Origin of the sequence: Prevotella veroralis, assembly GCF_018127765.1 — a bacterium.
In the GTDB taxonomy this organism is placed as follows: domain Bacteria; phylum Bacteroidota; class Bacteroidia; order Bacteroidales; family Bacteroidaceae; genus Prevotella; species Prevotella veroralis.
On record NZ_CP072330.1, the window covers coordinates 1,147,057 to 1,171,514 of the forward strand.

Below are 24,458 nucleotides of genomic sequence, written 5' to 3' on the forward strand. Positions count from 1 at the left end.
GATCCTTATCATTCACTACATCTAAATCAAAAGAATATGAGCGACAACCTCTTACTTTATCTCAGCTCTATTGTCTGTGCACTCCTCACAATCTATCAGATATTCAATCGCCAGAAAAGAGCAGGTGTCTTATCAGCTATTGTATTATTCGGTTACTCCCTCCCACTCTATTACCTCTTCTTCTTTCGTTCAGAATATGGGGCAGGTCTCACATGGTGGTTTTATCTTCTTGTGCTAAACCTCATATACATCCTCTCAACAGCGATACACCTCATTTTTAAGTATATCAAGGGAAGATAAACCAAAATACAATATAAGGTTATTTATCCAAACAAATCTGAATGAGTACCAGTATCAATCAGCTGTAGGATTAGTTTATCATCATCTTGAGACCATATCAATAACCAATCAGATTGTAAGTGACATTCCCAAAGCCCACGATACTTCCCCGATAACTTATGAGGCTTATAGTTTTGAGGGAGGCTACCTTTCTCTACTAATATACGAAGAGCTGCCTCAAACACATGAGAATCCAATCCTCTTTTAAGACATTTTTTAAAAGAGCGTTTAAAGCTATTTGTATATTCAATTTTGTACATATAGCTTACTATCTCATCAATTGAGACATAAGTTCATCAACATCTTTAGCATGATAAAGATGTCCAGCCTTTAGATCTTCTATACTTTTATCAAGCCCATTCATTTCCTCTCGTTCAAAAGACCAACCCATTCGTTGAGCAAGTTCTTTTAGAAACCTAAGGTCAGAACTATTTGGAAGTCGAAGTCTTACAACCTCTGGATGTATTACAGACGTATTCATATCTAATTTATCCATTACATGACAAATATACGATTTTAATATGATATTAGCAAAGATATAAAGTAAAAAAACATCCATAAAAAAGAGGATTCCTCCGCAGAAGAATCCTCATATCTTTAGAAGTCACCAACCTCCCTATCCAATCCCTGCCTTAGCAAAGACTTAGAGGTGGACTCTATTCTTTCCCTCCTTGAAAAAGCCAGACAAATAAATAGGAGTAACTCTTCCCACTTCAGTATCTAGCCCTCCTCCCTTCGGGAGGAGCTGGAGGTGGGTATTACTTTACCTTGTCAACAATAGCCTTAAAAGCTTCCTGATTGTTAACAGCGAGGTCAGCGAGCACCTTACGGTTAATCTCGATACCAGCCTTGTGCAATGCACCCATCAACTGGCTGTAGCTCATATCATAAAGACGAGCAGCAGCGTTGATACGCTGAATCCACAATGCGCGGAAGTTACGCTTCTTGTTACGGCGGTCACGATAAGCATAAGTCAAACCCTTCTCATAGGTATTCTTTGCTACCGTCCAAACATTTTTACGGGCACCATAGTAACCCTTAGTCTGCTTCAGAATTCTTGTTCTCTTTGCTTTTGAAGCAACATGATTGACTGATCTTGGCATAGTTTTTCTTTCCTTTTAATTTGTTTGACTAATGAATTAACGGAGATTGAGCAAGTCGCGTACCTGCTTCAAGTTTGTACCATCCACGAGCGTCTGGTGAACAAGATTTCTCTTCTGTTTCTTTGTCTTCTTAGTCAGAATGTGACTGTGGTAAGCGTGATGACGTTTAATCTTACCAGTACCGGTGAACGTGAATCTCTTCTTTGCGCCGGAATTTGTCTTCTGTTTTGGCATTTTTGTAAAATTTAAAATTGTTATTTATATTCATCTGTGGCAACGTATATACCAGGACGTTACGCACAGGTTGCCCATGTCGCCCCTCATAACGAGGAGACACCCAACGGGCGTTAGTCAATATTCAGTTTCTTCAATGCGTCAGCACCATTCTTAGCGTTGGCAAACAAGCCACCATCCGTCTTTGGTTCCTCGTTGACAGCCTCAGCACTTGCCTTTGCACCAGCCTCTGCCTCCTCACGGTCGCGCTTCTGCTGACTCTTCTTGGCAACACCTGCCTTCTTAGGTGCAAGATAGAGGAACATCTTCTTGCCCTCCAGCTTCGGAAGCTGCTCTACCTTTGCAAGCTCCTCAAGATCGTTGGCAAAACGAAGCAACAACACCTCGCCCTGCTCCTTAAACAGAATCGAACGACCACGGAAGAACACGTATGCGCGTACCTTATTACCTGCATTGAGGAACTCCTGCGCATGCTTGAGCTTAAACTTATAGTCGTGCTCATCCGTCTGAGGACCGAAACGAATCTCCTTCACCTCCTGCTTAACCTGCTTCTGCTTCATCTCTTTCTGATGCTTTTTCTGCTGGTAGAGGAACTTAGAATAGTCGATGATACGACAAACCGGTGGCTGTGCGTTAGGAGAAATCTCAACAAGGTCAACTCCCTCTTTTTGAGCCAATTCCAACGCTTTTCGCGTAGGCATAACCTCAGCTCCATTATCACTTACCACACGTACTTCCCGAACGCGAATCTGCTCATTCACGCGGTACTTCATTTTCATTTTGTCATTCTTCATTCAACTATTTTAATGTGTTTAAATTCGCTAAACGCGTGCAAAGTTACTATTTTCCAAACGATTATCCAAGCGTTTTTACTTATATTTTCAAAAAAGTAGAAGAACAACAACCAGCCCAACCAGCCTCACCCCCAACCCCTCTCCGATTGGAGAGGGGAGTGATTACCGCCACTTGCTGAACAAAAAAAGCATTACTACCCCTCTTGATAGCAAAATGACAATCAGCAGGACATTTTACTCCCCTCTCCATTCGGAGAGGGGTTGGGGGTGAGGCTGGTTGGGGGTGAGGCTGTGTTGTGAGGCTTCTCTTCTACATACAGCTCGACATACCCAGCGTTGTAGCAATGGCAGTGAGCACAGAGATAATCACATTAAGGATTGTTTTCCATTTTTCGTTTTTCATACTTTTTGATTTTTTGAATTTATTAATTTTTTAACTTTGAACTTTGAATTATGAACTTTGAATTATGAACTTTGAACTTTAGGGGTATCCCGCTAATCACTGAGGGTGTGTCAAAATAGCCACACACTCTTTTTATGCACAAAGCCCCGACTTTCTCAAGCCAGGGCTTTGCTATTTCCTAAAGTTTTTGTACCTTTAGGCATACAAAAAATCTCATTATGACAAAGGTACACTTTCGTTCTTACATACACAAGAAAATGATTCTTTTTCCTCAAAGAATCGATAAGGATATCGCAGAAGATAACCCTGTTCGTCTTTTAGACGCCTTGGTGGATAATCTTATGTTGGATAATGTCTACAAGCTTTATAAGCCCAGTGGTCGCAAGCCTTATCATCCACAAATGATGCTCAAGGTGATTCTTTACGCCTATATGAATAATATCTATTCCTGCCGTCGTATAGAGTCGCTTCTCAAGCGTGACATTCATTTCATCTATCTGGCAGGATATGAGCAGCCTGATTTTATTACCATCAATCGTTTTCGTAATCGTGTGAAAAAGGAAATCAACAATATCTTCACACAAGTGGTATTAGTACTTGCAGCCAAAGGTTTGATAAGTCTTGACGTTGAATATATTGACGGCACAAAAATAGAATCGAAAGCCAACAAGTATACCTTCGTTTGGAAGAGAACCGTGGAAAAGAACCGCGCCAAGTTGCAGGAACAAATACGCACACTCTTGCTCCAGGTTGATGATGTCATAGCGCAGGACAATGCCGCTAAGACAGAAGGTGTCGAGTTTACTGCAGCTCTGCTCGATGAGATATCCGAGGAATTGAACAAGTCTTTGGAATCATCCCCTGAGCCTAAGACAAAAGAAGAGAAGCAGGCTGTTAGAACCAAGAAAAAACAGCTTAAAGAGCTTGAGAAGAAACGTAATAAACTCCAAGAGTATGACCAACACCTTGAGATTATGGGGGAGAGAAACTCCTACAGCAAGACCGACCTTGATGCTACGTTTATGCACATGAAGGAGGATGCTATGCAGAACGGACAGACTAAGCCTGGATATAATCTGCAGATAGCAACTGAGAACCAGTTTATCATCGACTTTGCACTCTATGCTAACCGTACAGATACGCTTACACTTCCTTCTTTCTTGGAGTCCTTCAACTCACGTTACCATCGTTATGCCAAGACAGTCGTAGCCGATTCAGAGTATGGCTCCGAGGAGAACTATCTGTTCATGGACGTACATAATATGGAAGCCTATGTGAAGTATAACTACTTCCATAAAGAGCAGCATCCACGCTATACACCTAACCCATTCTGTCCTGCAAGCCTTTATTATAATAAGGAACAGGATTTCTACGTCTGCCCTATGGGACAGCATATGAAGCGTATAGGCATGAAGCGTTCCCTAACCTCTAATGGATTCGTTACTTACAGTGTACGTTATCAGGCAGAACGCTGTGATGGTTGTCCGTTGAGAGGCTCATGTTTTAAGGCAAGAGGGAACAGAATTATAGAAGTAAACCATCAACTACAGCACTATAAACAAAAGGCACGGGAACTACTGACCTCGGAAGAAGGCATCAAGCATCGAGGACGAAGGTGCATAGAACCTGAAGCTGTTTTTGGACAAACAAAATATAATAAAGTCTACAAGAGATTTAGGCATTTGGGAAAAGACAAGGTCAATATGGATTTTGCCTTCTTTGCTATTGCCTTTAACATAGGAAAAATGTGCAAAAAAAATAATCTCAAGGAGCTAAAAGCTATTATGGAGGTACTTTTAGTCACCTTCAGATGCTCTATAGAAGTTTATATAAGCTATTGGAAGCCCAACAAATCATTTTATATGAAATTAGCGGCATAGCTGCAGTAAATAACGAATTATGCGGTAGATGAAGTAAAGAGGAGTAGAAAAGAGGATGTGTCCATTTTGACACACCCTCTTGGGGGTGAGGCTGGTTGGGGCTGTGCTGGTTATGAGGCTTTTTTTCTACCCTCCAACCACAGGTCCCTCGGGATGTGACCACCACCCTCTGGCTGCGTTTTCTTCTTGTCCCCCTTCTTGCTCTCCTTGATGGACTTATCGTACTTATCGTACTCACGCAGGTGAACAGATTGCTTCAGACGAGCCGTCATCAACGAACCAGATGCCCTTGCACGCAAATGAGGTTTGTAAATATGCTTCGCAGGATTAAAGTCCGCCAACTTCTCCGCACCCTGACTGCGGATGCCTGCCGAGAAGATAGCCAAGTCGGGGATTTTCACTGCCACACCCTCCAGTACCAACTCACGGATGCAAGCCACCATATCGGTCAGCACACCAGCGATAGCACCCTTAGAATAAGGCGTGTTATGGGCAGACATATACTCCGCCAACTTCTCCAAATCGTAGGTCTGAGTGACCACCGCACGCGCATACCAATATCCCTTACGCTTACTGGTCTTGCGATTGTCTTGATAAACTTTGTAATGAATCATAATATTGAGTTTTGGTTTAAAGTTTTGAATTGAACTATTAACAACTACGAATTTCTCTAATTACACGAACGCTTTATCTTTTGAGCTTTAAACTTTATGATTTGAACTATTAACTTTGAACTTTGAGGTTTGAATTTTAGACTTAGAATTATGTTTGACCTTACTAACGCTAATCTTTAACGCTAAGAACACTAATCTCTAAACATAAGAGCGCTAACATCTAAACATCTTGGGGCTTATCTTTTTATTCACTCCCCTCTCCTTTTGGAGAGGGGTTGGGGGTGAGGCTGTAGGTCGGGTGGCTGTAGAGGGAGATGGGCTTTTCTTTTTCTGTTTGCAAAGGTAAGCAACAAAAAGAGGAAAAGCAAATAAATGCACTGTTAAAATATGCAAAACGCATCATAACCAACTAATATACAATGTGTTACAAAAAGCTAACCAGCTTATATAACAGGAATTAAAAGTTCAAAATTATGATTACTTCGAGTGGTAGAGTGGACGAGTTGTCAGCAAAGATGGTTCTGTGTGTTCTCTTTGTACCTTTAGGTACTCCGTGTAATCTCCTGGCAGTAAACGTCTGTGCACTCTGTGTTTAAGATTTCTGCACCGAAGTACTGGAACCCATTTTTGACACGAATTACAAAATTACAAATTACAAATTACATTAAGGTCCACGCAGGGTGCGGAGAGAGGATGAGTTCTGATCGTTTATTATAATATATAATATAATATAATTATATTATATATTATAATAAAAATTTATAGATAATAATTTATAATTATTTTTATTATTATACTATCAATTTATTACTCACTATTCTCTCCTCCCCTTCCCCAACATTCCCCCACGACCTTAATGTAATTTGTAATTTGTAATTTTGTAATCAAGGATGAAACTGAAAATAGTGATTATCTTAATCTCGTCATATAGAATCCCCTCAATCATCAGCAGTTAGAATTTACTCTACAACTATGCCCATCAAGGATGCAAAAAAATATAAAAAAAGACAAGCAAAACTCTTGGAAATACGCAAAAAATTTTATACCTTTGTAAGGTCTTATCATAAAAACGAGACATAAATAGAAGACGAAACTTTAATCACTACCTCTAAGCAACTTTGTTAACCGCATGGGAGCATATAGAGAGGCAGGAGCTCATAAGGGGCTGTCGTTTCTATCAAAAAGAAGGACACGGAGCAAAGGATAGTCTTCATTAACATTTAAATAATATTATTTTAATGAGAGAATTAAACCTCAAAGAAATGATGAACTCAAGGGGGAGCTTGCTTATCATGAGTGCTTTCTCCTTAGACATGGACGAACTGGGTAGCAATGGTATTCAGAAGGACGACGTGGACATTCTTATTAGCCGCATCAACAGTGGAAAAGACTCTGTATACAGGGAGTGGAGAGAGGTGACTGGTGATTTCGACCTTGACAAAATCAAACGGATAATCCTCGGGGTGGAGAGAGATGGTAAAGTAAATCTTATCGTAAAACAAATAATAAAAGAATATAAAACTCTCGTAAACGCCAGAAAAATAGGTATGAAATTCATGAAAGAATACCTGAAAAATTCTGATACAAAACTTGAACTGATACCTTTCGAAGAGATTCTCGAAGACTATCTGCAGCAACGTCGTATATTACAGAACGCCCGACGGGAAGAGAATTTTTGGGAGCCTGCAGAAATAGGACTGCCCCAACCAACAAAAAATACTCTCTTAAAGGAAATGCTCGACGAGAATAGCGCAATCATTGCTCAGCAAAGAAAAAAGATAGAAGATTTAGAGAAAGCGTTAGCAGAGCATGAAAAAGCCGTAAGCGGAAGATCAAATACTATTATGCTCTTGCATGATAAACTATACAAGCAAGACAAACAGCTCACCATAGTAAATCAGCAGGTAAGGAGAGCGGAAAGACAGAGTATGCGAGATCAGCAAACTCTCAGCACATTGAGAGAGCATGTATCAGAACTTGAGGTAAAAAATATAAATTTACGGCAAGACGCAAAGCAGAACGGACTCAATATCACCATACTGAACAGCGAGATAAAGAAACTAAGAGAGAGAAACTCTCAAATGCTGGAGGAGAACAAAGAACTCAAAAAAGAGGTTACAAACCTAAAGAAAATCAACAGCACACAAGAGGAGACGATAACGCAACTGCGGCAGCAACTTGAAGAAGCAGAATCGACAGATCTTTTCTTATCTGCAGAAGAAGCTAACACAGTCGCAAGAATGAGGGCTTTAGGCTTCAAGGGTACGAGCAAAGAACTCCTTGCATCCATCCGCCGTGAAGAAGACATTATAACCATAGAAGCTTTGGAAAGCAAGAACCAAAAGTTGGTACAAAAGATGAAAGAACTTCTGGAGGAAAAGGGAAACACAACCATCAAAATTGAGGATATTATGGAGGGATTGGAGAATATTCCTAACTCTCCCGAAAAATTGATTGTTATGGAGAAGTTAGGCTTTTATGTCTTTGGCAATACGCCCTTTAGCACACAGATTAGGGAACTTATACAAAAGATGCATAAAACACAGCAAGAAATACAGAACAAACAGATTATCCAAGGACAAACCAATATATCAGCCACCCAGCTTGTAATGGGCAACGGAACACAGAATATTACTAACGCCAATATGGCAACAAGAGCGGAATAATATATGAACAACGAGCATAAAGAAGCTTTACAGCAGCTGCTGCAGGGGGCTAACGTGAATATTCACCAACTGGTCGTTGGCGACAGCACACAGACGATTGAAAACCTTATCATGGGTGATTGCACGCAGAACTACTACGGCAACAGCCACGATGAGCCACGCCTTGCTCCTGACGATGAGGAGATAAAGCAGGCACTGACGGAACTTCTCGAAGCTAAGACTGCCGAGGGGGAGAAGCTGATGAAGACACAAAGACAGTGGTATGCCGTCTTCAGAGTACTGAGCGAATACTGCAACTATCCCTGCAAAATGACCGACTTTGCAAAGGATATCAACAACAAAATGGGCTTCAAGGGAGCAGAACCTGCCTGCAGTTACGACTCTATCAAGAAAGTACCTAACGATTTGACCGACTTGCGTGCTAAGGTGAGCAAATGGGAGACTTATAAGAGTAAGACTCCCGCCTACGCACAGCAGTGTATGGTTGCCGAATTCCTACTGAAAAGGCTAAATCTGCAATAGGTTTATTCCCCTTTTAATTCCCTTTTCCCCAATACTATTCCCCTTGTACGTTTTTTCGTGCAAGGGGCTTTTTTATGCCCTATCTTTGCATCAGCTAACGAAAGGAAGCCCCGTAGCAATGTCGCTGCGCACTATCCTCGGTAAGCAAAGAATTTATGGAAGATTTAGAAAATGTAGTTTTCAAGGTGAAAGCTTTACAGCCAGTAGTAAAAGGAATCAGCCAACGTGATGGACAAGCTTGGCAACGTCGTGACGTGGTGCTGGAGGCAGAAGAGAATGTTGTCTACCCTGACGCATTAGTAGCCACGCTGCACGGCAGTATGATTGAGAAGTTTACCCTTCAAGAGGGCGACCGCCTGAAGGTGAGCCTGCATTATGGCGTCCGTCAGTGGCAAGACCGCTGGTTCAACGACATCCGTATCATCAAGTTTGAGAGGGTATAGCCATCGGGAGGAATAAGAAAAGAACTATTCATCTGAGTGAAGTGAGCTGAAGAAAAGTCTCCGGAGAGTAACGTGGCCACGTTTTTCAGACGCTTCTTCCTCACTTAACGAAGAAAAAAATGGAGAAAAAGATTAACAACGAGACTGCTTCTATTAAGAACATTAATGAAGTATTTTATGACAATATCTGTATAGACACACAGACTCTCTTTTATACAGATGGGCGTATCAAGTCCAAGCCCTGTCCTTGGGAAGACTCTGCAGTCGTGGCAGGCAGTGAGAAGAGATTCCAGGCATCGGTCTGTGTGCGCAAAGATGGCGAGACGTTTATCCGTCCTTACCGCAAGGGTACGGGTAGCCGCTATGAGAAACTCTTTGAGATTCCTTACGCCTGTGTCAAACAGACTTCTCACGATCTTATCGTCAATATCCGATTGCCCCGAAAACTCGGCATCCGCCGCATCGTCACGATGATGAGCGAGATATTTGTAGCCGTGACAGCATTTGTAGGGGGGATGTAAAAAAAGAGCCTCACCCCCGCCCCCTCTCCGAATGGAGAGGGGAGTAATTAGCGAGATTTCCCTACACTTAGGATATCTTTTCACCATATCTTTTCTCATTACTTATCTAATATATCGGGGTATCTCGGTTTTTACTCCCCTCTCCATTCGGAGAGGGGTTGGGGGTGAGGCTGGTTGGGGGTGAGGCTGTTTTTAATTACACTTTTTTCACAATAAACTATGACACAAAACATTGCACTCAACACTTCACGCAACGGCAATAAGGGAGTAGTCAGAACGATGACTATCGAAGACTACGATAGACTCATTAGAGAGCCGTGGCTGAAGGAACTGATAAGCGAAATTCGTACACTACCAGCTGGCGACAAACGGGCTGACGCACTGAAGGCACAACTGCCGTGGCGATGCCCGCATTATACCGCCTTCGGGGATAATCACCGTAGGCAAGCAAACCTACTGCCTGAAGCGTTCACCTTTCAGACAACTTTCGATGTAGACGACGCATCGGTCGTAGAAGAAGCTATCACTGCGGCACGCGAACTTGACACGAAGCCTGGACGTTGGCGCAGTAAGTTATTGCATATGGAATATTCAGCCCGCAAGAAACTGCATATTGACTTCCGTCTTCCACTCGGTATGACCGTAGAGGAGGCGCAGCAGGCTTATGGCGAGGCTATCGGTGTGCCGTATGACAAATCCTGCATCACTCCCGAACGCTTTATTTATGTCACATCCATTGACGACGAAATCTATCGCTCGAAAGAATGGTATCAACCCCTCAATGATGACGATCGTGAGATGTATGTAGCTGCTTTCCGAGGACGTGGACTTACGGACGATGGGCGCATGCTTGCCTATCAAGTGCCAACGGCAGAAGCTACACACACACCGAAAGAGGAAACCACGCACACGCAGCCTACGACCTGCACAGAAAAGCAGTTGCGCATCTTCGACCTCAGTCGTGAAGCTGCAGGCTTAAAGGATGTAGACATCAATCGTATAGGCTCACGCCACACCTCCCTGCAGGCTATCCTCTCCGTTGCAGCCAGTCGACTGATGAGCGAGGAAGAACTCTTGGCAGTGGTGCAGCAGCGGATGCCTGAATATGCTCAGGAGCAGGATTGCCGTCAGCTTATCCATGATTTCTATGCGAAATATCACGACGACTCAAAGATTTTCAACGCAACCGTTCAGCGTATCAATGCCCTTGCCGAACAGGAGGCAGGTGAAGGTGTCTCCAATCTTGAAACAGCCGTGACGAGTGGTTTTATGGGCGACCAGCCTTTCTCCATACCCACACCGAAGGCAAAGCCCCAATATGTTGCAGACATCGAGAACGCCATCTTACGTTTGCCTGCACTAAAAGCAACCTTGGCAGGCGTTCCAGAAGGGATGAAGATACCCGTCCTCTGTGCTGTCATGCCTCTGGCAGCCGCATACGCCGACAGCGTAACGGTGGAATACTGCGACGGAAAGCGAATGCAGCTGGGACTTATGTCGGTAATCGTCGGTCCGCAAGCATCGGGAAAAAGTGCGTGTAAGGAAGCCCTCGACACATGGCTCGAAAGGATGAACGAGGACGACGCAAAGGCACGAAAACAGGAAGACGAATGGAAGGAGAAACGCCGCAATCGAAAGGCTAACGAGAAAGCTCCCGAAGACCCAAGAGTGATGATTCGCAATGTGCCTGTTACCATCTCGTGTTCAACCCTTCTGAAACGTATGAAATATGCACAGGGACACACGCTATTCTCTTTTGGTGAGGAACTCGACACACTACGCAAAACAAATGGTGCAGGCTCGTGGTCACAGAAGTATGACATCTATCGCCTCGCCTTCGATAATGGACGGTGGGGACAAGATTATAACTCTGATCAGGCAGAGAGTGGAGTCGTTGACGTTGCCTATAATTGGACCATCCTCGGCACATACGGTGCGCTGGCAAAATGCTTCCAAGGCGACAATGTAGAGAATGGACTTTCCTCACGCATCATCTTCTCCGAAATGCCCGACAACGCTTTTGCTCCTATGCCCCGCTTCCGAGGAATGATTGACAGGGATTCTGCCGCCATTCGTGAAGCCGTAGAAAAGCTGTGTGCTGCCAACGGATTCCTTGACACACCCCGATTGCGCAAACGAATTGCTAATTGGGTGGAAGAGAAACGTCTTGAGGCATCACGCACCTGGGACATCGTCAAAGACACCTATCGCAAACGTGCTGCCGTCATAGGCTTTCGCTGTGGTGTTATCTATAGGCTGATCGTAGGGAAAGAGTCGAAAGCCTGCCTTGACTTTGCGGTGGCTATGGCTGAATATGTCTTGCAAGCACAAATGCAAATCTTCGGAAAGCCGCTGCTTACACAGATGGGTAAGACAATGGAGGGAAACGAGAGAAGAAGCAGAAACAAGAATATCCTTGAAGAATTGCCACAGATATTCACACTTGACGACCTTAACCGACTGAAACCTGAGAATACGAACATAGGAACGCTGCGCGTTATGATTCATCGATGGAAGACGGACGGATGGATAGAAAAGGTGAAGGAAGGTAAATGGAAGAAGATAGCTACCGTATAACCCGAAGAAATTACATTATTACAAATTACATTAAGGTCTAACCACATAATCACTACTGCAATGGAAATAATCATCAGACGCATCGCCTTAAAAAAAGGCTACACAATAGGAAACCTCTATATTCTACCCGAACAGGCTAATAATGAAGAAAAAGCCGTGCCCGAATGGTTCTGCAACACGATGGAACCGACAGCGAGAAAGCTGACTTCTCGAATGCCGCTAACAGTCATCCGTAGGCATAAGATAATCGGGAAGACGGCTATCCCCACGGGGCGTTATCGCATTCTCATCACTCGTAGCCGACGGTTCGGACGATGGCTGCCGCTGCTGCTGAATGTGAAGGGATTTGAAGGGATAAGGATTCATGCAGGGAATAAGCCAGAAGATACGAAAGGCTGCATCCTCCTCGGTTTCAACCGCCGCAAAGGCTATGTGCTGGACTCTACCCGCTGTGTGCTGACACTCGTTAAGATGATGACGGAGGCTATGGAGAAAGGAGAAAAAGTGTTTGTGACGGTGAAGTAGCCTCACCTCCAACCCCTCTCCGAGTGAAGAGGGGAGTGATTAGTGAGATACCCCCACCAACGACACTGTCATTCTGTCGTTTATTTCCGTCATTCTGTCATTTTGTTTTCATAGGCATATCATTTGAGATAATGGGTTACAGAATTAGCAAAAAAAAGTAAGAATAATCGGGAGGCTGATGATGAATAATTAGGTGATTGAAAAACGTCTGATTAGAAATGATTAGAGGAATGATAAGAAAATAAGAAAGGAAATTTGAAGAATGACATTTGATAAATTTACAATTAAAGCGCAAGAGGCTGTTCAGAGTGCGATAAATATTGCACAGAGAAATGGGCAGCAAACCATTGAGCCAGTGCATATTTTGGCTGGTGTGATGGAAAAGGGAAAAGACGTGATTAATTACGTCTTCCAGAAATTAGGTGTGAACGCACAAGCTGTGGAGAGTGCCATTCAGAATGAGATGAGCCACTTACCGAAAGTATCTGGTGGTGAACCTTATCTCTCTTCTGAAGCCAATCAGGTAATGCAACGCACGATGGATATTTCGCAGAAGATGGGCGATGAGTTTGTAAGCATTGAACCGATGTTGCTCGCTCTGTTGGCTGTAAATTCCACAGCAAGTCGGATATTGAAAGATGCAGGTTGCACAGAGAAAGAAATGACAGCTGCAATTAATGATCTTAGACAAGGTCAGAAGGTGCAGTCGCAAAGTGGTGATGAGAATTATCAGTCATTACAGAAATATGCCCGCAACCTTATCGAGGATGCCCGTGCAGGCAAGCTCGACCCAGTGATTGGTCGTGATGAGGAGATTCGAAGAGTATTGCAGATTCTGTCTCGTCGTACAAAAAATAACCCTATTCTCATTGGTGAGCCAGGTACTGGTAAGACGGCTATTGTTGAGGGTTTGGCAGAGCGAATCGTTCGTGGTGATGTGCCAGAAAATTTGAAAGATAAACAACTCTACTCATTGGATATGGGTGCGATGTTGGCTGGTGCTAAGTATAAAGGTGAGTTCGAGGAGCGATTGAAGAGTGTTGTTAAGGAAGTGATGCAGGCTGATGGTAATATCATTCTCTTCATTGATGAGATTCACACACTTGTTGGTGCCGGTGGTGGCGAAGGTGCTATGGATGCAGCTAACATTTTGAAGCCAGCTTTGGCACGTGGCGAGTTGAGAGCTATCGGTGCAACAACGTTGAATGAATATCAGAAATATTTTGAGAAAGATAAGGCACTTGAGCGTCGTTTCCAAACAGTTATGGTGGATGAGCCAGACGAATTGGACGCCATCTCTATCCTTCGTGGATTGAAGGAGCGTTATGAGAACCATCACAAGGTTCGTATTCAAGACGATGCTTGTATAGCAGCTGTAAAACTTTCTGAGCGTTATATATCAGATCGTTTCTTACCTGATAAGGCTATCGACTTGATGGATGAGGCAGCCGCAAAACTACGCATGGAGCGTGATTCAGTTCCAGAGGAGTTGGATGAGATTACTCGTCGTTTGAAACAACTTGAGATTGAGCGTGAGGCGATTAAACGGGAAGACGATAAGGAAAAGATTGCACAACTCGACAAGGAGATTGCCGAACTCAAAGAGCAGGAACATAGTTTCCGTGCTAAGTGGGAAGGCGAGCGTGGATTGGTGAATAAGATTCAACAAGACAAGCAAGAGATTGAGCAGCTCAAGTATGAGGCTGACCGTGCCGAGCGTGAGGGCAATTACGAGCGTGTTGCAGAGATTCGTTACTCTCGTTTGAAACAACTGGAGGATGATATCAAGAATATTCAACAGCAGTTGCAAACAACGCAAGGCGGTGAGGCGATGGTGCGTGAGGAAGTTACAGCGGATGATATAGCTGAGGTGGTAAGTCGCTGGACGGGCATTCCTGTCACCCGAATGTTACAAAGTGAGAAGGATAAGTTGCTCCACTTAGAGGATGAGTTGCACAAGCGTGTCATTGGTCAAGACGAGGCAATTACCGCTGTTGCAGACGCTGTTCGTCGTTCACGTGCAGGTTTGCAAGACCCAAAGAAACCTATTGCTTCCTTCATCTTCTTAGGTACAACGGGTACAGGTAAGACGGAGTTGGCAAAGGCATTGGCTGATTATCTCTTCAATGACGAGTCAATGATGACGCGAATTGATATGAGTGAGTATCAAGAGAAGTTCAGTGTAACACGCCTCATCGGTGCGCCTCCGGGGTACGTTGGTTATGACGAGGGTGGTCAGTTGACTGAGGCTGTACGCCGTAAGCCTTACTCTGTCGTACTCTTTGACGAGATTGAGAAGGCACATCCAGACGTATTCAATATTCTTTTACAGGTATTGGACGATGGTCGATTGACAGATAATAAGGGTCGCACGGTGAACTTCAAGAATACGATTATCATCATGACGTCTAACCTTGGTTCGCAATACATCCAACAGCAGTTTGAGCATCTTAACGATACGAATCGTGAGGAAGTAATCGACAAGGCAAAAGTTGCGGTGATGGATATGTTGAAGAAGACAATTCGCCCTGAGTTCCTCAACCGTATTGACGAGACAATTATGTTCTTACCATTGACAAAGGAGCAGATTGGTGGTGTTGTTCGTTTGCAACTCGAAAGAGTTAAGGAGATGTTGGAACCACAAGGTATCAATCTCGAATGGACCGACCCAGCCATCAACTATCTTTCAGATGTTGGCTACAATCCAGAGTTTGGCGCACGACCTGTTAAGCGTGCAATCCAACGTTACGTATTGAACGACCTCAGTAAGTCATTGCTTGCAGGTACTGTCAATCGTGACAAGCCAGTCATCATCGATTGCTTTGGCGAGGGCTTAGTATTTAGAAACTAGAAAGGACTGTATTAAAACCGAAAAAAGGATGTGTTCAGGCACATCCTTTTTTAATTTACATGTAATTTGCTTGGTTATAAACGATTCCTCAGATGCAATCCAACTTAATAAGGAGTGTCTAATGGCAGACATCAAACAAATTATTTTCAACATACTAACAGTAGGGACAGGCGCTTATCCTAACTAGCCCCCGTTAGGCACATCCCTCCTAAGAGGGGCTTGGGGAGGCTTTCTATCCTGCCACTGGTCCTTCACTCCCCCCTTCCTTTGGAGAAGAGCCAGGGGCAGGGGTGAGACTTTCCTTCTTCACCGTCTCGTAAGAGTTGTCACGCAATCCTGCTTTCAGTTCTACACTGGGCGTAAACGTTACTCGAGGCTTGATGGTTTCGGTTTTAAAGGATTTTTCGTTCGCTGCACCTTCACTTGATAAGGTTAAACGCATTGTACCGAACTCGCCCAACTGCACGCTAAAGCCATCACGCAAATAACTGGGCAGACACTCCATAAAGTTTGTAAGCACATTCTCGATGTCACCACGTGTCAATGAGGAACGACCGGCAATGTCCTTAGCAATGTCGCGCAAAGTCTTTTTACCAGCGTTGACAGGACTAGCATAATACTTTACTTCCGATTTCTTTTGCGGATTCTTCCGCTGAACCATTTTGATTTTCATTTGATTATAAGATTTAAATTATTAATTATTACCGTACTGCATTTTGCAGCACTTCTCTGTTTTTCAAATATATAGAGGTAGCGTCAATGCTCCTAAATCGCATTTAAGGATAGAGGTTTGACGCCACCTCCAGTAAAGTTATAAAAAGCATCTCTGGCTTCGTTCCCTTGTATCGTTTTCGCTCATCGAAAGCACAACTTTCAAGAGAAAGGTCATCGTTCAATGTTCGAAAATCAATATTCAAAGTTCAAAGTCCAAATTATATACGGTTAGCCGAAAATTTTTATCAAATAAAAATTTATTTCTAACCGCTTCCCCGTAAATTTCTAACCGTATATAAATTTACGGGGAAGCGTATATAATTTTTCTTCCGACAGCATGCAAATTCATGCTTATCCGAGACCATATACTTTTGGGGCACTATACATTTAGTAATGAACAAAAGGACGGACAAACATACGACTGTCATTACTCTTATTCCCTTGAACCACCATATTTCTACCAGAATTATTTATCATTGTCCATCCCCCCATAGAACTAGATACAAAACTTTCATAACAATAAGCATAATATTGTGATGCAGAAAGCTCTGAAGATGAGGCATAAAGGCTTTTCCCTGTACCTTTGGAGCGTTGACTAGTAAATTTTAGAGCATAGGTGTCAGGATAAAACATTTCATTTGGACTACCAGGTACTGGCTTTTCTACATAATCAACATCTTCATTAATAAGATATACAAGGTTTTTGAAATAAAGGTTCCATTCTCCAATAGATGGTAAATACCATTTCCCAATGTTAGCTCCTGTAATTGGGACACCAGCGTCATAATGGGCTGCAGCATAAAAGGCTGGATAGTTTATTGCATCATTTCCCTTTATAATACCATCAGTACTATAGGTTGTTGAATAAGTATAATCATAACCTTTTAAATCAGAAAGGTGGTCACTTAGAGTCGCACTTGCAGTATTTGTTGTAACTACATTATCTTTTCCCCATTTAAAATTACTTATCGCACTAGGGTCAATATCTTTTATTGCTGCTGCAATACGTTTAGAGCGGCTCACCACCACTGCTATAGGAGTTTTAGACCTGAAGTTTGCATCAGTCTTCTGTCCGGTAGTTCCATCACTGAAAAGGTATATGTAATTATAGTGAACTTTCATCACTAAGCGATATGAATCATTCGAGGACATTGAGGCTAGCTCAGGGAATGTAACAGAACGACCTGTAATTGGTAACCGATAGGCTGTTCCACCAGTTATTGTAAATTTCAGATTAGCTCCATTTGTTTTTGGAAGGAAATAATAATAATCATTCCAGCCTTCTGGAGCTGTTGGGGCATTAGTCCAAGCAGCACCTGTTGTATAAGCAAAAGTAATATTGTCTGTAAATGGAACGGTTCCTGCTACAGCATAAGTTTGAGTGGATGTCTTAAAGTTGATTTTTGAAGGTATATTAAGTGTAGAGGAGAAATTACCTGTCAAATCACGTGGAGGAAAACCATCTGTTTGCATAACAACTTTAACTCGGCTTCCAACATGCTTCATCTGGAAAGCAACTTTTTGTTTCCTTGGTGTTGGGGTAATTACAATGTTCTTGGCTATACCTATACGTGCATTCTCGACATCACTACGATTAATACTCCAAGTTTCTCCATTAACCTGTACTTTTTCATTGCAGCAAACAAAGGTATATGTACCTGATTCAAGACCAATCTCTTCATTGCTACTTGTAGGGGTAAACACATTACTTGTAACAGTTCCTTTTAAAGTACCTTTAAGACTTGTTCCCTGATAAGCATAAATAGTATAAGTACCATCGGTTAAAGCACGTGTCTTTGCTTTCCCTACTTTGTCAATTGTTTTAGTAGTATCACGCTGTAAACTAACTTCGGCATACATCATTTCACCCATAGGAACAATTTGAGTTTTCTGTACTTGTGGATCAATAGTCGCACGCGTACCATGACTAATGGTATCATCTGTGTTATAGTCACTGAATGAAATTTCAAATTTAATATCTTTTGCAGCATTTACCTTGTTTGCAGTATTATTAACTACATCATCATTACTACAAGATATTGTTAGCATAGCAGCTAACATACATATAATAGAAAAAAAGTTTTTCATTTCTGTCATGAATTAATTATTCTTATAAATTTTATACGCCAAATATCGATCTTCTATGGAGCAACTTCAGTAGACGACCCTACCCATTCTTCGTGATCGGCATTTATCTCCTTATCATTGTTCCAATTCTCTTCGCTTGAACCTTGTGGATCTAGCGTTACGGAAGCACAAATAAATTTTTCGAATTGAAGTTCATGCACGTTGCACTCGGGACATTCATAGTCTCTTTTCTGTTTCTTTTTTCTCATTACTTTAATTAATTAAATAGTAGTTATTTCGTTTATATTTTCTCTTTATATCGGCTTAGGTACGGACACAAAAAAAGAACAAAGGAAACTCTTAGAAGTCCTTTGTTTACAGGGGTTACGGCACGCTTCGCGCGCGCGTATGCGAGAAGAAAAAAATGTGTAATTTACGCCTGCTCTACTAGAGAGAGAGAGAGAGAGAGAGAGAGAGTATACAATTATTTGGAACTACCAAATAATTTGCAACCTTTTTCTCGAATTTAGATGTTAAAGAATCCAACGCAACAACACGGCTTACACCTTTATTATATAAGGCGCAAACGTTAGCTTGATTGAATTTCGTTATTTGTAACATCATTCTTAAATTGGTTAATTCTCACTCAACGGGCGCAAAGGTAAAAAGAAATATTGGAATAACGAAAGAATTAAAGAAAGAAATATGGATTTAATGAGAAAATCATGGGATGAAGATTGAGAGAATGCATATTTCACCTTATATTATATAAAGAAATTAGGCTATGAACCTTGTTTTACCAAGGATTCACAGCCTAAATACCAAAACTAAGAAAGTATCTACTTTTCTTCCACCGCTGCTTGTGCCGCTGCGAGTCTTGCGATTGGCACACGGAATGGAGAACAACTAACGTAATTGAGTCCTACATGATGGCAGAACTTGACAGAACTTGGCTCACCACCATGCTCACCGCAGATACCACACTTGAGGTTCTTGCGCGTCTTACGTCCTTTCTCAACAGCCATCTGGATAAGTTGACCAACACCCTTCTGATCGAGAACCTGGAATGGGTCAACATCAAGAATCTTCTTTTCCAAGTAGCTTGGCAAGAAGCTAGCAATGTCGTCGCGGCTATAACCGAAGGTCATCTGTGTCAAGTCGTTTGTTCCAAAGCTAAAGTATTCTGCTTTCTGTGCGATGAGGTCGGCAGTTAGAGCAGCACGAGGAATCTCAATCATCGTACCCACCTTGAATGGAACCTCTACGCCTTCTTTCTTGAAGAGCTTATCAGCTGTCTTACGAATGATGTGCTCCTGTATATCAAGCTCATTTACGATACCAACCAATGGAACCATAATCTCTGGCATTGGGTTAAAGCCTTCCTTCTTCAACTGGATAGCAGCACCGAGGATAGCCTTTGTCTGCATGGCTGTAATCTCTGGGAATGTATTGCCCAAACGACAACCACGAAGTCCTAACATTGGATTATGTTCTGACAGAGAACTTACACGGCTCTGGATGAACTGAACGCTTACACCCATCTCTTGAGCCATAATCTCTTGACCCTTTAGATCATGAGGAACGAACTCGTGCAATGGTGGATCAAGCAAACGAATGTTCACTGGCATACCATCCATACACTTCAAGATACCATAGAAGTCTTGTTTCTGATAAGGCAATAGTTTATCGAGAGCCTTCTCACGATCCTCTGTGCTATCTGCGAGAATCATCTCACGCATAGCCTTTATCTTCTCATTTTCGAAGAACATGTGCTCTGTACGACAAAGACCGATACCAACAGCACCAAAGTTGCTTGCAACCTCTGCATCGTGTGGAGTATCAGCATTGGTGCGTACAACCAATTTGCTATACTTCTTACAGAGATCCATTAACTCGGCAAAGTCGCCAGTTACCTCTGCTGGGCGTGTCTTCACTTCACCTGCATAAACCTCACCAGTAGAACCATTTAATGAGATGTAATCACCTTCACGAATGATTGTTCCATCAATCTCAACAGTACGAGCCTTGTAATCAACCATAATTGCACCTGCACCACTGACACAGCACTTACCCATACCACGGGCAACAACTGCTGCGTGTGAAGTCATACCGCCACGAGCTGTTAAGATTCCTTCAGCAGCTGACATACCTGCGAGATCCTCTGGAGATGTCTCAATACGCACCATAATTACCTGGTGACCATCCTCATGCCACTTTGTTGCATCATCAGCAAAGAATACTACCTGACCGCAAGCAGCACCTGGTGAAGCTGGTAAGCCACGTGTCAACACATGTGCTTGAGCGCGTGCTTCCTTATCGAATACTGGGTGGAGAAGTTCATCAAGTTTATTTGGTTCACAACGCAAAAGAGCTGTCTTTTCATCAATCTCACCTTCGTGAAGCAAGTCCATGGCTATCTTCACCATTGCTGTACCTGTGCGCTTACCATTACGAGTCTGTAGGAACCAGAGCTTACCTTCTTGTACGGTAAACTCCATATCCTGCATATCGTGGTAATGCTTCTCCAACTTATCTTGAAGAGCATACAACTGAGCATATAACTCTGGCATAGCTTCTTCCATTGAAGGGAACTTCTTACGACGAGTTTCTTCATCAACATTCTGTTGCTTTGCCCAACGCAATGAACCTTCCTTTGTAATCTGTTGTGGTGTACGGATACCAGCTACAACATCTTCGCCCTGTGCATTGATAAGATACTCACCATTGAAACAATTCTCGCCAGTAGCAGCATCACGAGAGAAACAAACACCTGTAGCTGATGTTTCACCCATGTTTCCAAAGACCATTGCCATAACCGTAACGGCTGTACCCCATTCTTGTGGAATGCCCTCCATCTTACGATAAAGAATAGCCCGCTCATTCATCCAAGAATCAAACACGGCACATACTGCACCCCAAAGCTGCTCCATTGGATCGTCAGGGAAGTTCTGCCCTGTCTGTTCTTTAATAGCATTCTTAAATAAAGTCACCAGTTGCTTCAACTCATCAACTGTCATTTCGTTATCGAGTTTGATACCACGCTGTGCCTTTACTTGCTGAATAATAGCCTCAAATGGGTCAATGTCTTCCTTATTTACTGGTTTCATGCCTAATACGACATCACCATACATCTGTACGAAGCGGCGATAGCTATCGTAAGCGAAACGCTCATTGCCCGTCTTCTTTGCCAATCCCTCTACAACAACATCGTTCAGACCAAGATTAAGGATCGTATCCATCATACCAGGCATTGATGCACGTGCACCAGAACGAACACTGACTAAAAGAGGATTAGAGGGATCGCCGAACTTAGAGTTCATAAGAGCTTCGATATGCTTAACGCTACTCTCAACTTCTGCTTTCAATAAGCCTACTACAGTCTCTTTACCCTTCTCAAAATACTCGTTACATACATCGGTAGTAATGGTGAAACCTGGAGGAACAGGAACACCGATAAGATTCATTTCTGCAAGATTAGCTCCTTTACCACCGAGGAGATTTCTCATGTCAGCCTTACCTTCTGCCTTACCATTACCGAAGGTATAAACTCTTTTTTCGCTCATAATTATAATTGATAATGTATTTTAGTTATTTATCTCTACGTGCAAATATACCAATAATTAGGTAAAGTGACAAACTTTTCAATGAATAATGTAATCTCTACCTTACATTTTCATCTTGTTAGCGGACACACATACCACAATAAAGATAGGCACAACGACGCATACTAGATTTTTTTAGTAACTTTGCAGCCAAATACAAAACAATTTATGAGTAGAAAGAGAAAGCCATTTCCTATATTTGAGAATGTCACAATAGAGGCAGTTGCTGCCGAAGGAAAGTGTGTTGCACACGTTGAAGACAAGGTTGTCTTTGTTCCATTTGTTGTTCCTGGTGACATCGTCGACTTGCAAGTTCGGAAGAAGAAACGTAGTTATTGTGAGGCTACCGTCATTCGATTTATCAGCAAGAGCAATGTGCGTGAAGAACCTATGTGCGAACACTTTGGTATCTGTGGCGGATGTAAATGGCAGAACTTACCTTACAGCGAACAATTAAAGGCAAAGCAGCAGCAGGTTTATGATCAACTGAGCCGCATTGGAAAGGTTGAGCTTCCTGAGTTCCGACCTATCATGGGTTCTGTCCACACAAAGGAATATCGCAATAAACTAGAGTTTGGTTGTGCTAATAAACGTTGGTACACCGCCGAAGAATTAGCTGCATTACCTGAAGGTGTCGGGCTTTCAGGTGGTGCCATTGGATTCCATATAACGGGCAGCTTCGATAAGATTTACCCTATTGAGAAGTGCTGGCTCATGGATAATCTTTGTAACGAGATACGCAATGATATTCGCGACTATGCTTTAGAAACGGGGATGACATTCTATGACATTCGCGCCCAACATGGTTTATTACGTGACCTCATGCTTCGTAACTCTAATACGGGTGAGTGGATGTTGCTCGTACAATTCCATTACGATGAAGAGGGAGATGACGAGCGAGCAAAAGCTCTCATGCAGCATATTGCTGAGAAATTCCCACAAATAACCTCTCTTTTCTATGTCGATAATCAAAAGGGGAACGATACGTTCAACGACCTAGAACTAACGCTTTATAAAGGTAATGACCATATCTTTGAAACGATGGAAGACCTGAAGTTCAAGGTGAGTCCAAAGAGTTTCTATCAAACGAACACCGAACAGGCTTATCATCTCTATTCTGTTGCTAGAGAATTTGCCAATCTTACGGGAGATGAGCTTGTTTACGATCTCTACACAGGGACGGGAACAATAGCCAACTTCATTGCTAAGAAAGCTCGTAAGGTGATTGGTATCGAGTATGTACCCGAAGCGATTGAAGATGCAAAAGTCAATTCCAACGTCAATAACATTGATAATACGCTCTTCTATGCTGGCGATATGAAAGATATTCTCACAGAAGAGTTCATCCAGAAGCATGGTCGCCCTGATGTTATCATCACTGACCCACCACGTGCTGGTATGCACCCTGACGTTGTTAACGTCATCCTCGGAGCAAGTCCTAAACGCATTGTTTACGTTAGTTGTAATCCAGCAACACAAGCACGAGATTTAGCTTTGCTTGATGCAGATTATAAGGTAGCCGCCGTTCAACCCGTTGATATGTTCCCCCACACCCCACACGTTGAGAATGTTGTGCTATTAGAAAAGCGATAATTATACTCGAATATAGAAGAGCCTCCTTTCTTTCCGAATGGAGGCTCTTCTCGTATGTAAGAGGTATCTTATCTTGTTAAATAAAAACAAAACATCAATTAGTTTAAATAAAAAAACTATATTTGCAAACCACATAAACTATTATTATTAACTAAGCTGTTATTCATTATGAAAATCATTAACTATCTGATGGCAACACTTTCCTTAGCAACAATGCTAGCGTGTAGCAATCATTCAGAGATTCAAAGTCCTATTCCTACTTTAACCAACTCTACGAATACAGGATGTAAAACAAGCCCCACTTTAGCTAGAGCAAACAATCTATCAGGTGGAGAAGGGAAAGAGTATCTTGCTTTAAAAGCATTAGGTGAAGGAAAGATGACTCTCGAACACCATAATGCAACACTGGCATGCGATGCCCTAATCAAAACCCAAATGAATACTGATGGAAGTAATACCATAATATTGGTAGAACAATCGACAGAGGATACAAATTGTACTTGCAAATACGACATACAATACACTATCTCCAACTTAGTACCCAATAAGTATCACGTTATCTTAAAGAAGCAGGAAATCAATCGCAATGGTAATCCCCTATCGGATGCCACCGTCTACAAAGACTTCTACTTTAAATATTCCACAGCATTATCATCCGTTATTAATTTAAAGTAAATAGCATACCAACAACAACTACGAATTAATTTATCAACATAAGAGAGTGTATCGCAGGACTTAACCGGTGCGATACACTCTCTTTGCCTAATCTAACGTCGTGATTAATGAGCTTATCACATTGTCACAAGCTCGGCATATCCAATAAAGATTCGGTATATATCTTTCCAGCACGGATTATCCATTTGCTTCTAATTATCCAGTAGACTTACACAAAGAGTGTCTATGGATTCTGCTAATATAATAAGGAGGAATCCCATCAAACTAAGAAGCATCATCAACTGATAATACAAGTCCTGTCGCATAGATAGTATATATCCTGTCATACTCTAAGT

General features: G+C 42.4%; 23 protein-coding genes. 11 read left to right on the top strand and 12 right to left on the bottom strand.

The genetic code is table 11. The annotated features are described in order from the left end of the window. Positions 1-36: 36 nt before the first annotated feature. The gene (locus J5A55_RS04825; protein ID WP_039851346.1) at positions 37-300 is read left to right on the top strand and encodes a hypothetical protein; all 264 of its coding nucleotides are present in this window, start codon (positions 37-39) and stop codon (positions 298-300) included. Between the two features lie 23 nt (positions 301-323). Here the strand turns inward: J5A55_RS04825 and J5A55_RS04830 are convergent, their stop codons facing one another. The 6 genes from J5A55_RS04830 to J5A55_RS04855 all read right to left on the bottom strand — a co-directional run bounded on the left by J5A55_RS04830 (position 324) and on the right by J5A55_RS04855 (position 2,873). Beyond that, the gene (locus J5A55_RS04830) at positions 324-599 is read right to left on the bottom strand and encodes a type II toxin-antitoxin system RelE/ParE family toxin (protein ID WP_004383391.1); all 276 of its coding nucleotides are present in this window, start codon (positions 597-599) and stop codon (positions 324-326) included. Positions 600-607: 8 nt separating this feature from the next. Next, positions 608-820, bottom strand: coding sequence for a hypothetical protein (locus J5A55_RS04835; protein ID WP_155813787.1), 213 nt, complete (start codon positions 818-820; stop codon positions 608-610). Positions 821-1,097: 277 nt separating this feature from the next. Beyond that, the gene (rplT, locus tag J5A55_RS04840; RefSeq protein ID WP_004383393.1) at positions 1,098-1,442 is read right to left on the bottom strand and encodes a 50S ribosomal protein L20; all 345 of its coding nucleotides are present in this window, start codon (positions 1,440-1,442) and stop codon (positions 1,098-1,100) included. A gap of 36 nt (positions 1,443-1,478) precedes the next feature. Continuing rightward, positions 1,479-1,676, bottom strand: a complete 198-nt coding sequence (gene rpmI / locus J5A55_RS04845) for a 50S ribosomal protein L35 (RefSeq protein ID WP_004360280.1) — start codon at positions 1,674-1,676, stop codon at positions 1,479-1,481. Positions 1,677-1,789: 113 nt separating this feature from the next. Then, complete coding sequence (infC, locus tag J5A55_RS04850; protein ID WP_004383394.1) at positions 1,790-2,470, bottom strand: translation initiation factor IF-3; 681 nt, start codon at positions 2,468-2,470, stop codon at positions 1,790-1,792. A 310-nt stretch (positions 2,471-2,780) separates the two neighbouring features. After that, a complete protein-coding gene (locus J5A55_RS04855) occupies positions 2,781-2,873 on the bottom strand; it encodes a smalltalk protein (protein WP_154649573.1) in 93 nt (30 codons plus the stop codon). 218 nt (positions 2,874-3,091) lie between these two features. Between J5A55_RS04855 and J5A55_RS04860 the strand changes: the two genes are divergently transcribed. Further along, positions 3,092-4,753, top strand: coding sequence for an IS1182 family transposase (locus J5A55_RS04860; RefSeq protein ID WP_211802914.1), 1,662 nt, complete (start codon positions 3,092-3,094; stop codon positions 4,751-4,753). 110 nt (positions 4,754-4,863) lie between these two features. Here J5A55_RS04860 and J5A55_RS04865 read toward each other — a convergent pair whose 3' ends face one another. Continuing rightward, a complete protein-coding gene (locus tag J5A55_RS04865; RefSeq protein ID WP_004383401.1) occupies positions 4,864-5,367 on the bottom strand; it encodes an HU family DNA-binding protein in 504 nt (167 codons plus the stop codon). 1,262 nt (positions 5,368-6,629) lie between these two features. On the opposite strand from J5A55_RS04865, the gene J5A55_RS04870 reads away from it, so the two are divergent. The 7 genes from J5A55_RS04870 (at position 6,630) to clpB (ending at position 15,472) form a co-directional block, all read left to right on the top strand. Then, complete coding sequence (locus tag J5A55_RS04870) at positions 6,630-8,033, top strand: coiled-coil domain-containing protein (protein ID WP_155813788.1); 1,404 nt, start codon at positions 6,630-6,632, stop codon at positions 8,031-8,033. Between the two features lie 3 nt (positions 8,034-8,036). Next, the gene (locus J5A55_RS04875) at positions 8,037-8,555 is read left to right on the top strand and encodes a hypothetical protein (RefSeq protein WP_004383404.1); all 519 of its coding nucleotides are present in this window, start codon (positions 8,037-8,039) and stop codon (positions 8,553-8,555) included. A gap of 185 nt (positions 8,556-8,740) precedes the next feature. After that, positions 8,741-8,998 carry a DUF3127 domain-containing protein gene (locus tag J5A55_RS04880; protein ID WP_249118595.1) on the top strand — a complete coding sequence of 86 codons (258 nt, stop codon included), beginning with the start codon at positions 8,741-8,743 and terminating at the stop codon, positions 8,996-8,998. 119 nt (positions 8,999-9,117) lie between these two features. Continuing rightward, the gene (locus J5A55_RS04885; RefSeq protein ID WP_039851348.1) at positions 9,118-9,519 is read left to right on the top strand and encodes a hypothetical protein; all 402 of its coding nucleotides are present in this window, start codon (positions 9,118-9,120) and stop codon (positions 9,517-9,519) included. 219 nt (positions 9,520-9,738) lie between these two features. After that, positions 9,739-12,096 (top strand): DUF3987 domain-containing protein, encoded by a 2,358-nt coding sequence (locus J5A55_RS04890; protein WP_004383407.1) that lies wholly within the window; start codon positions 9,739-9,741, stop codon positions 12,094-12,096. Positions 12,097-12,156: 60 nt separating this feature from the next. Further along, positions 12,157-12,621, top strand: a complete 465-nt coding sequence (locus J5A55_RS04895) for a DUF5675 family protein (RefSeq protein WP_004383408.1) — start codon at positions 12,157-12,159, stop codon at positions 12,619-12,621. A gap of 262 nt (positions 12,622-12,883) precedes the next feature. After that, positions 12,884-15,472: an ATP-dependent chaperone ClpB gene (gene clpB / locus J5A55_RS04900; RefSeq protein WP_004383409.1), complete on the top strand. Its 2,589-nt coding sequence runs from the start codon at positions 12,884-12,886 to the stop codon at positions 15,470-15,472. Between the two features lie 232 nt (positions 15,473-15,704). On the opposite strand, the gene J5A55_RS04905 is transcribed toward clpB, so the two are convergent. The 4 genes from J5A55_RS04905 to ppdK all read right to left on the bottom strand — a co-directional run bounded on the left by J5A55_RS04905 (position 15,705) and on the right by ppdK (position 21,816). Then, positions 15,705-16,145: an HU family DNA-binding protein gene (locus J5A55_RS04905; protein WP_004383410.1), complete on the bottom strand. Its 441-nt coding sequence runs from the start codon at positions 16,143-16,145 to the stop codon at positions 15,705-15,707. 428 nt (positions 16,146-16,573) lie between these two features. Next, the gene (locus tag J5A55_RS04910; RefSeq protein WP_004383412.1) at positions 16,574-18,283 is read right to left on the bottom strand and encodes a hypothetical protein; all 1,710 of its coding nucleotides are present in this window, start codon (positions 18,281-18,283) and stop codon (positions 16,574-16,576) included. A 44-nt stretch (positions 18,284-18,327) separates the two neighbouring features. Beyond that, positions 18,328-18,522, bottom strand: a complete 195-nt coding sequence (locus tag J5A55_RS04915; RefSeq protein ID WP_004383413.1) for a hypothetical protein — start codon at positions 18,520-18,522, stop codon at positions 18,328-18,330. 570 nt (positions 18,523-19,092) lie between these two features. Beyond that, positions 19,093-21,816, bottom strand: coding sequence for a pyruvate, phosphate dikinase (gene ppdK, locus J5A55_RS04920; protein ID WP_004383414.1), 2,724 nt, complete (start codon positions 21,814-21,816; stop codon positions 19,093-19,095). 207 nt (positions 21,817-22,023) lie between these two features. Here ppdK and rlmD point away from each other — a divergent pair, with 207 nt between their 5' ends. Both rlmD and J5A55_RS04930 read left to right on the top strand, forming a co-directional pair. Beyond that, on the top strand, positions 22,024-23,448 hold the full coding sequence (gene rlmD / locus J5A55_RS04925) for a 23S rRNA (uracil(1939)-C(5))-methyltransferase RlmD (protein WP_004383416.1): 1,425 nt from the start codon (positions 22,024-22,026) through the stop codon (positions 23,446-23,448). A 168-nt stretch (positions 23,449-23,616) separates the two neighbouring features. Beyond that, on the top strand, positions 23,617-24,123 hold the full coding sequence (locus tag J5A55_RS04930; protein ID WP_004383417.1) for a hypothetical protein: 507 nt from the start codon (positions 23,617-23,619) through the stop codon (positions 24,121-24,123). 191 nt (positions 24,124-24,314) lie between these two features. Here the strand turns inward: J5A55_RS04930 and J5A55_RS12465 are convergent, their stop codons facing one another. Beyond that, positions 24,315-24,449 carry a hypothetical protein gene (locus tag J5A55_RS12465; protein WP_262502362.1) on the bottom strand — a complete coding sequence of 45 codons (135 nt, stop codon included), beginning with the start codon at positions 24,447-24,449 and terminating at the stop codon, positions 24,315-24,317. Between the last annotated feature and the right edge of the window lie 9 nt (positions 24,450-24,458).

What these genes read in the sequence shown, in the direction of transcription:
- J5A55_RS04830 (WP_004383391.1), bottom strand. Translation starts at nt 599, where the DNA reads ATGTACAAAATTGAATATACAAATAGCTTTAAACGCTCTTTTAAAAAA.
- J5A55_RS04895 (WP_004383408.1), top strand. Translation starts at nt 12,157, where the DNA reads ATGGAAATAATCATCAGACGCATCGCCTTAAAAAAAGGCTACACAATA.
- J5A55_RS04890 (WP_004383407.1), top strand. Translation starts at nt 9,739, where the DNA reads ATGACACAAAACATTGCACTCAACACTTCACGCAACGGCAATAAGGGA.
- clpB (WP_004383409.1), top strand. Translation starts at nt 12,884, where the DNA reads ATGACATTTGATAAATTTACAATTAAAGCGCAAGAGGCTGTTCAGAGT.
- J5A55_RS04915 (WP_004383413.1), bottom strand. Translation starts at nt 18,522, where the DNA reads ATGAGAAAAAAGAAACAGAAAAGAGACTATGAATGTCCCGAGTGCAAC.
- J5A55_RS04885 (WP_039851348.1), top strand. Translation starts at nt 9,118, where the DNA reads ATGGAGAAAAAGATTAACAACGAGACTGCTTCTATTAAGAACATTAAT.
- J5A55_RS04865 (WP_004383401.1), bottom strand. Translation starts at nt 5,367, where the DNA reads ATGATTCATTACAAAGTTTATCAAGACAATCGCAAGACCAGTAAGCGT.
- rlmD (WP_004383416.1), top strand. Translation starts at nt 22,024, where the DNA reads ATGAGTAGAAAGAGAAAGCCATTTCCTATATTTGAGAATGTCACAATA.
- rpmI (WP_004360280.1), bottom strand. Translation starts at nt 1,676, where the DNA reads ATGCCAAAACAGAAGACAAATTCCGGCGCAAAGAAGAGATTCACGTTC.
- J5A55_RS04835 (WP_155813787.1), bottom strand. Translation starts at nt 820, where the DNA reads ATGAATACGTCTGTAATACATCCAGAGGTTGTAAGACTTCGACTTCCA.
- ppdK (WP_004383414.1), bottom strand. Translation starts at nt 21,816, where the DNA reads ATGAGCGAAAAAAGAGTTTATACCTTCGGTAATGGTAAGGCAGAAGGT.
- J5A55_RS04905 (WP_004383410.1), bottom strand. Translation starts at nt 16,145, where the DNA reads ATGAAAATCAAAATGGTTCAGCGGAAGAATCCGCAAAAGAAATCGGAA.
- J5A55_RS04860 (WP_211802914.1), top strand. Translation starts at nt 3,092, where the DNA reads ATGACAAAGGTACACTTTCGTTCTTACATACACAAGAAAATGATTCTT.
- rplT (WP_004383393.1), bottom strand. Translation starts at nt 1,442, where the DNA reads ATGCCAAGATCAGTCAATCATGTTGCTTCAAAAGCAAAGAGAACAAGA.
- J5A55_RS12465 (WP_262502362.1), bottom strand. Translation starts at nt 24,449, where the DNA reads ATGACAGGATATATACTATCTATGCGACAGGACTTGTATTATCAGTTG.
- J5A55_RS04825 (WP_039851346.1), top strand. Translation starts at nt 37, where the DNA reads ATGAGCGACAACCTCTTACTTTATCTCAGCTCTATTGTCTGTGCACTC.
- J5A55_RS04910 (WP_004383412.1), bottom strand. Translation starts at nt 18,283, where the DNA reads ATGACAGAAATGAAAAACTTTTTTTCTATTATATGTATGTTAGCTGCT.
- J5A55_RS04930 (WP_004383417.1), top strand. Translation starts at nt 23,617, where the DNA reads ATGAAAATCATTAACTATCTGATGGCAACACTTTCCTTAGCAACAATG.
- infC (WP_004383394.1), bottom strand. Translation starts at nt 2,470, where the DNA reads ATGAAGAATGACAAAATGAAAATGAAGTACCGCGTGAATGAGCAGATT.
- J5A55_RS04870 (WP_155813788.1), top strand. Translation starts at nt 6,630, where the DNA reads ATGATGAACTCAAGGGGGAGCTTGCTTATCATGAGTGCTTTCTCCTTA.
- J5A55_RS04855 (WP_154649573.1), bottom strand. Translation starts at nt 2,873, where the DNA reads ATGAAAAACGAAAAATGGAAAACAATCCTTAATGTGATTATCTCTGTG.
- J5A55_RS04875 (WP_004383404.1), top strand. Translation starts at nt 8,037, where the DNA reads ATGAACAACGAGCATAAAGAAGCTTTACAGCAGCTGCTGCAGGGGGCT.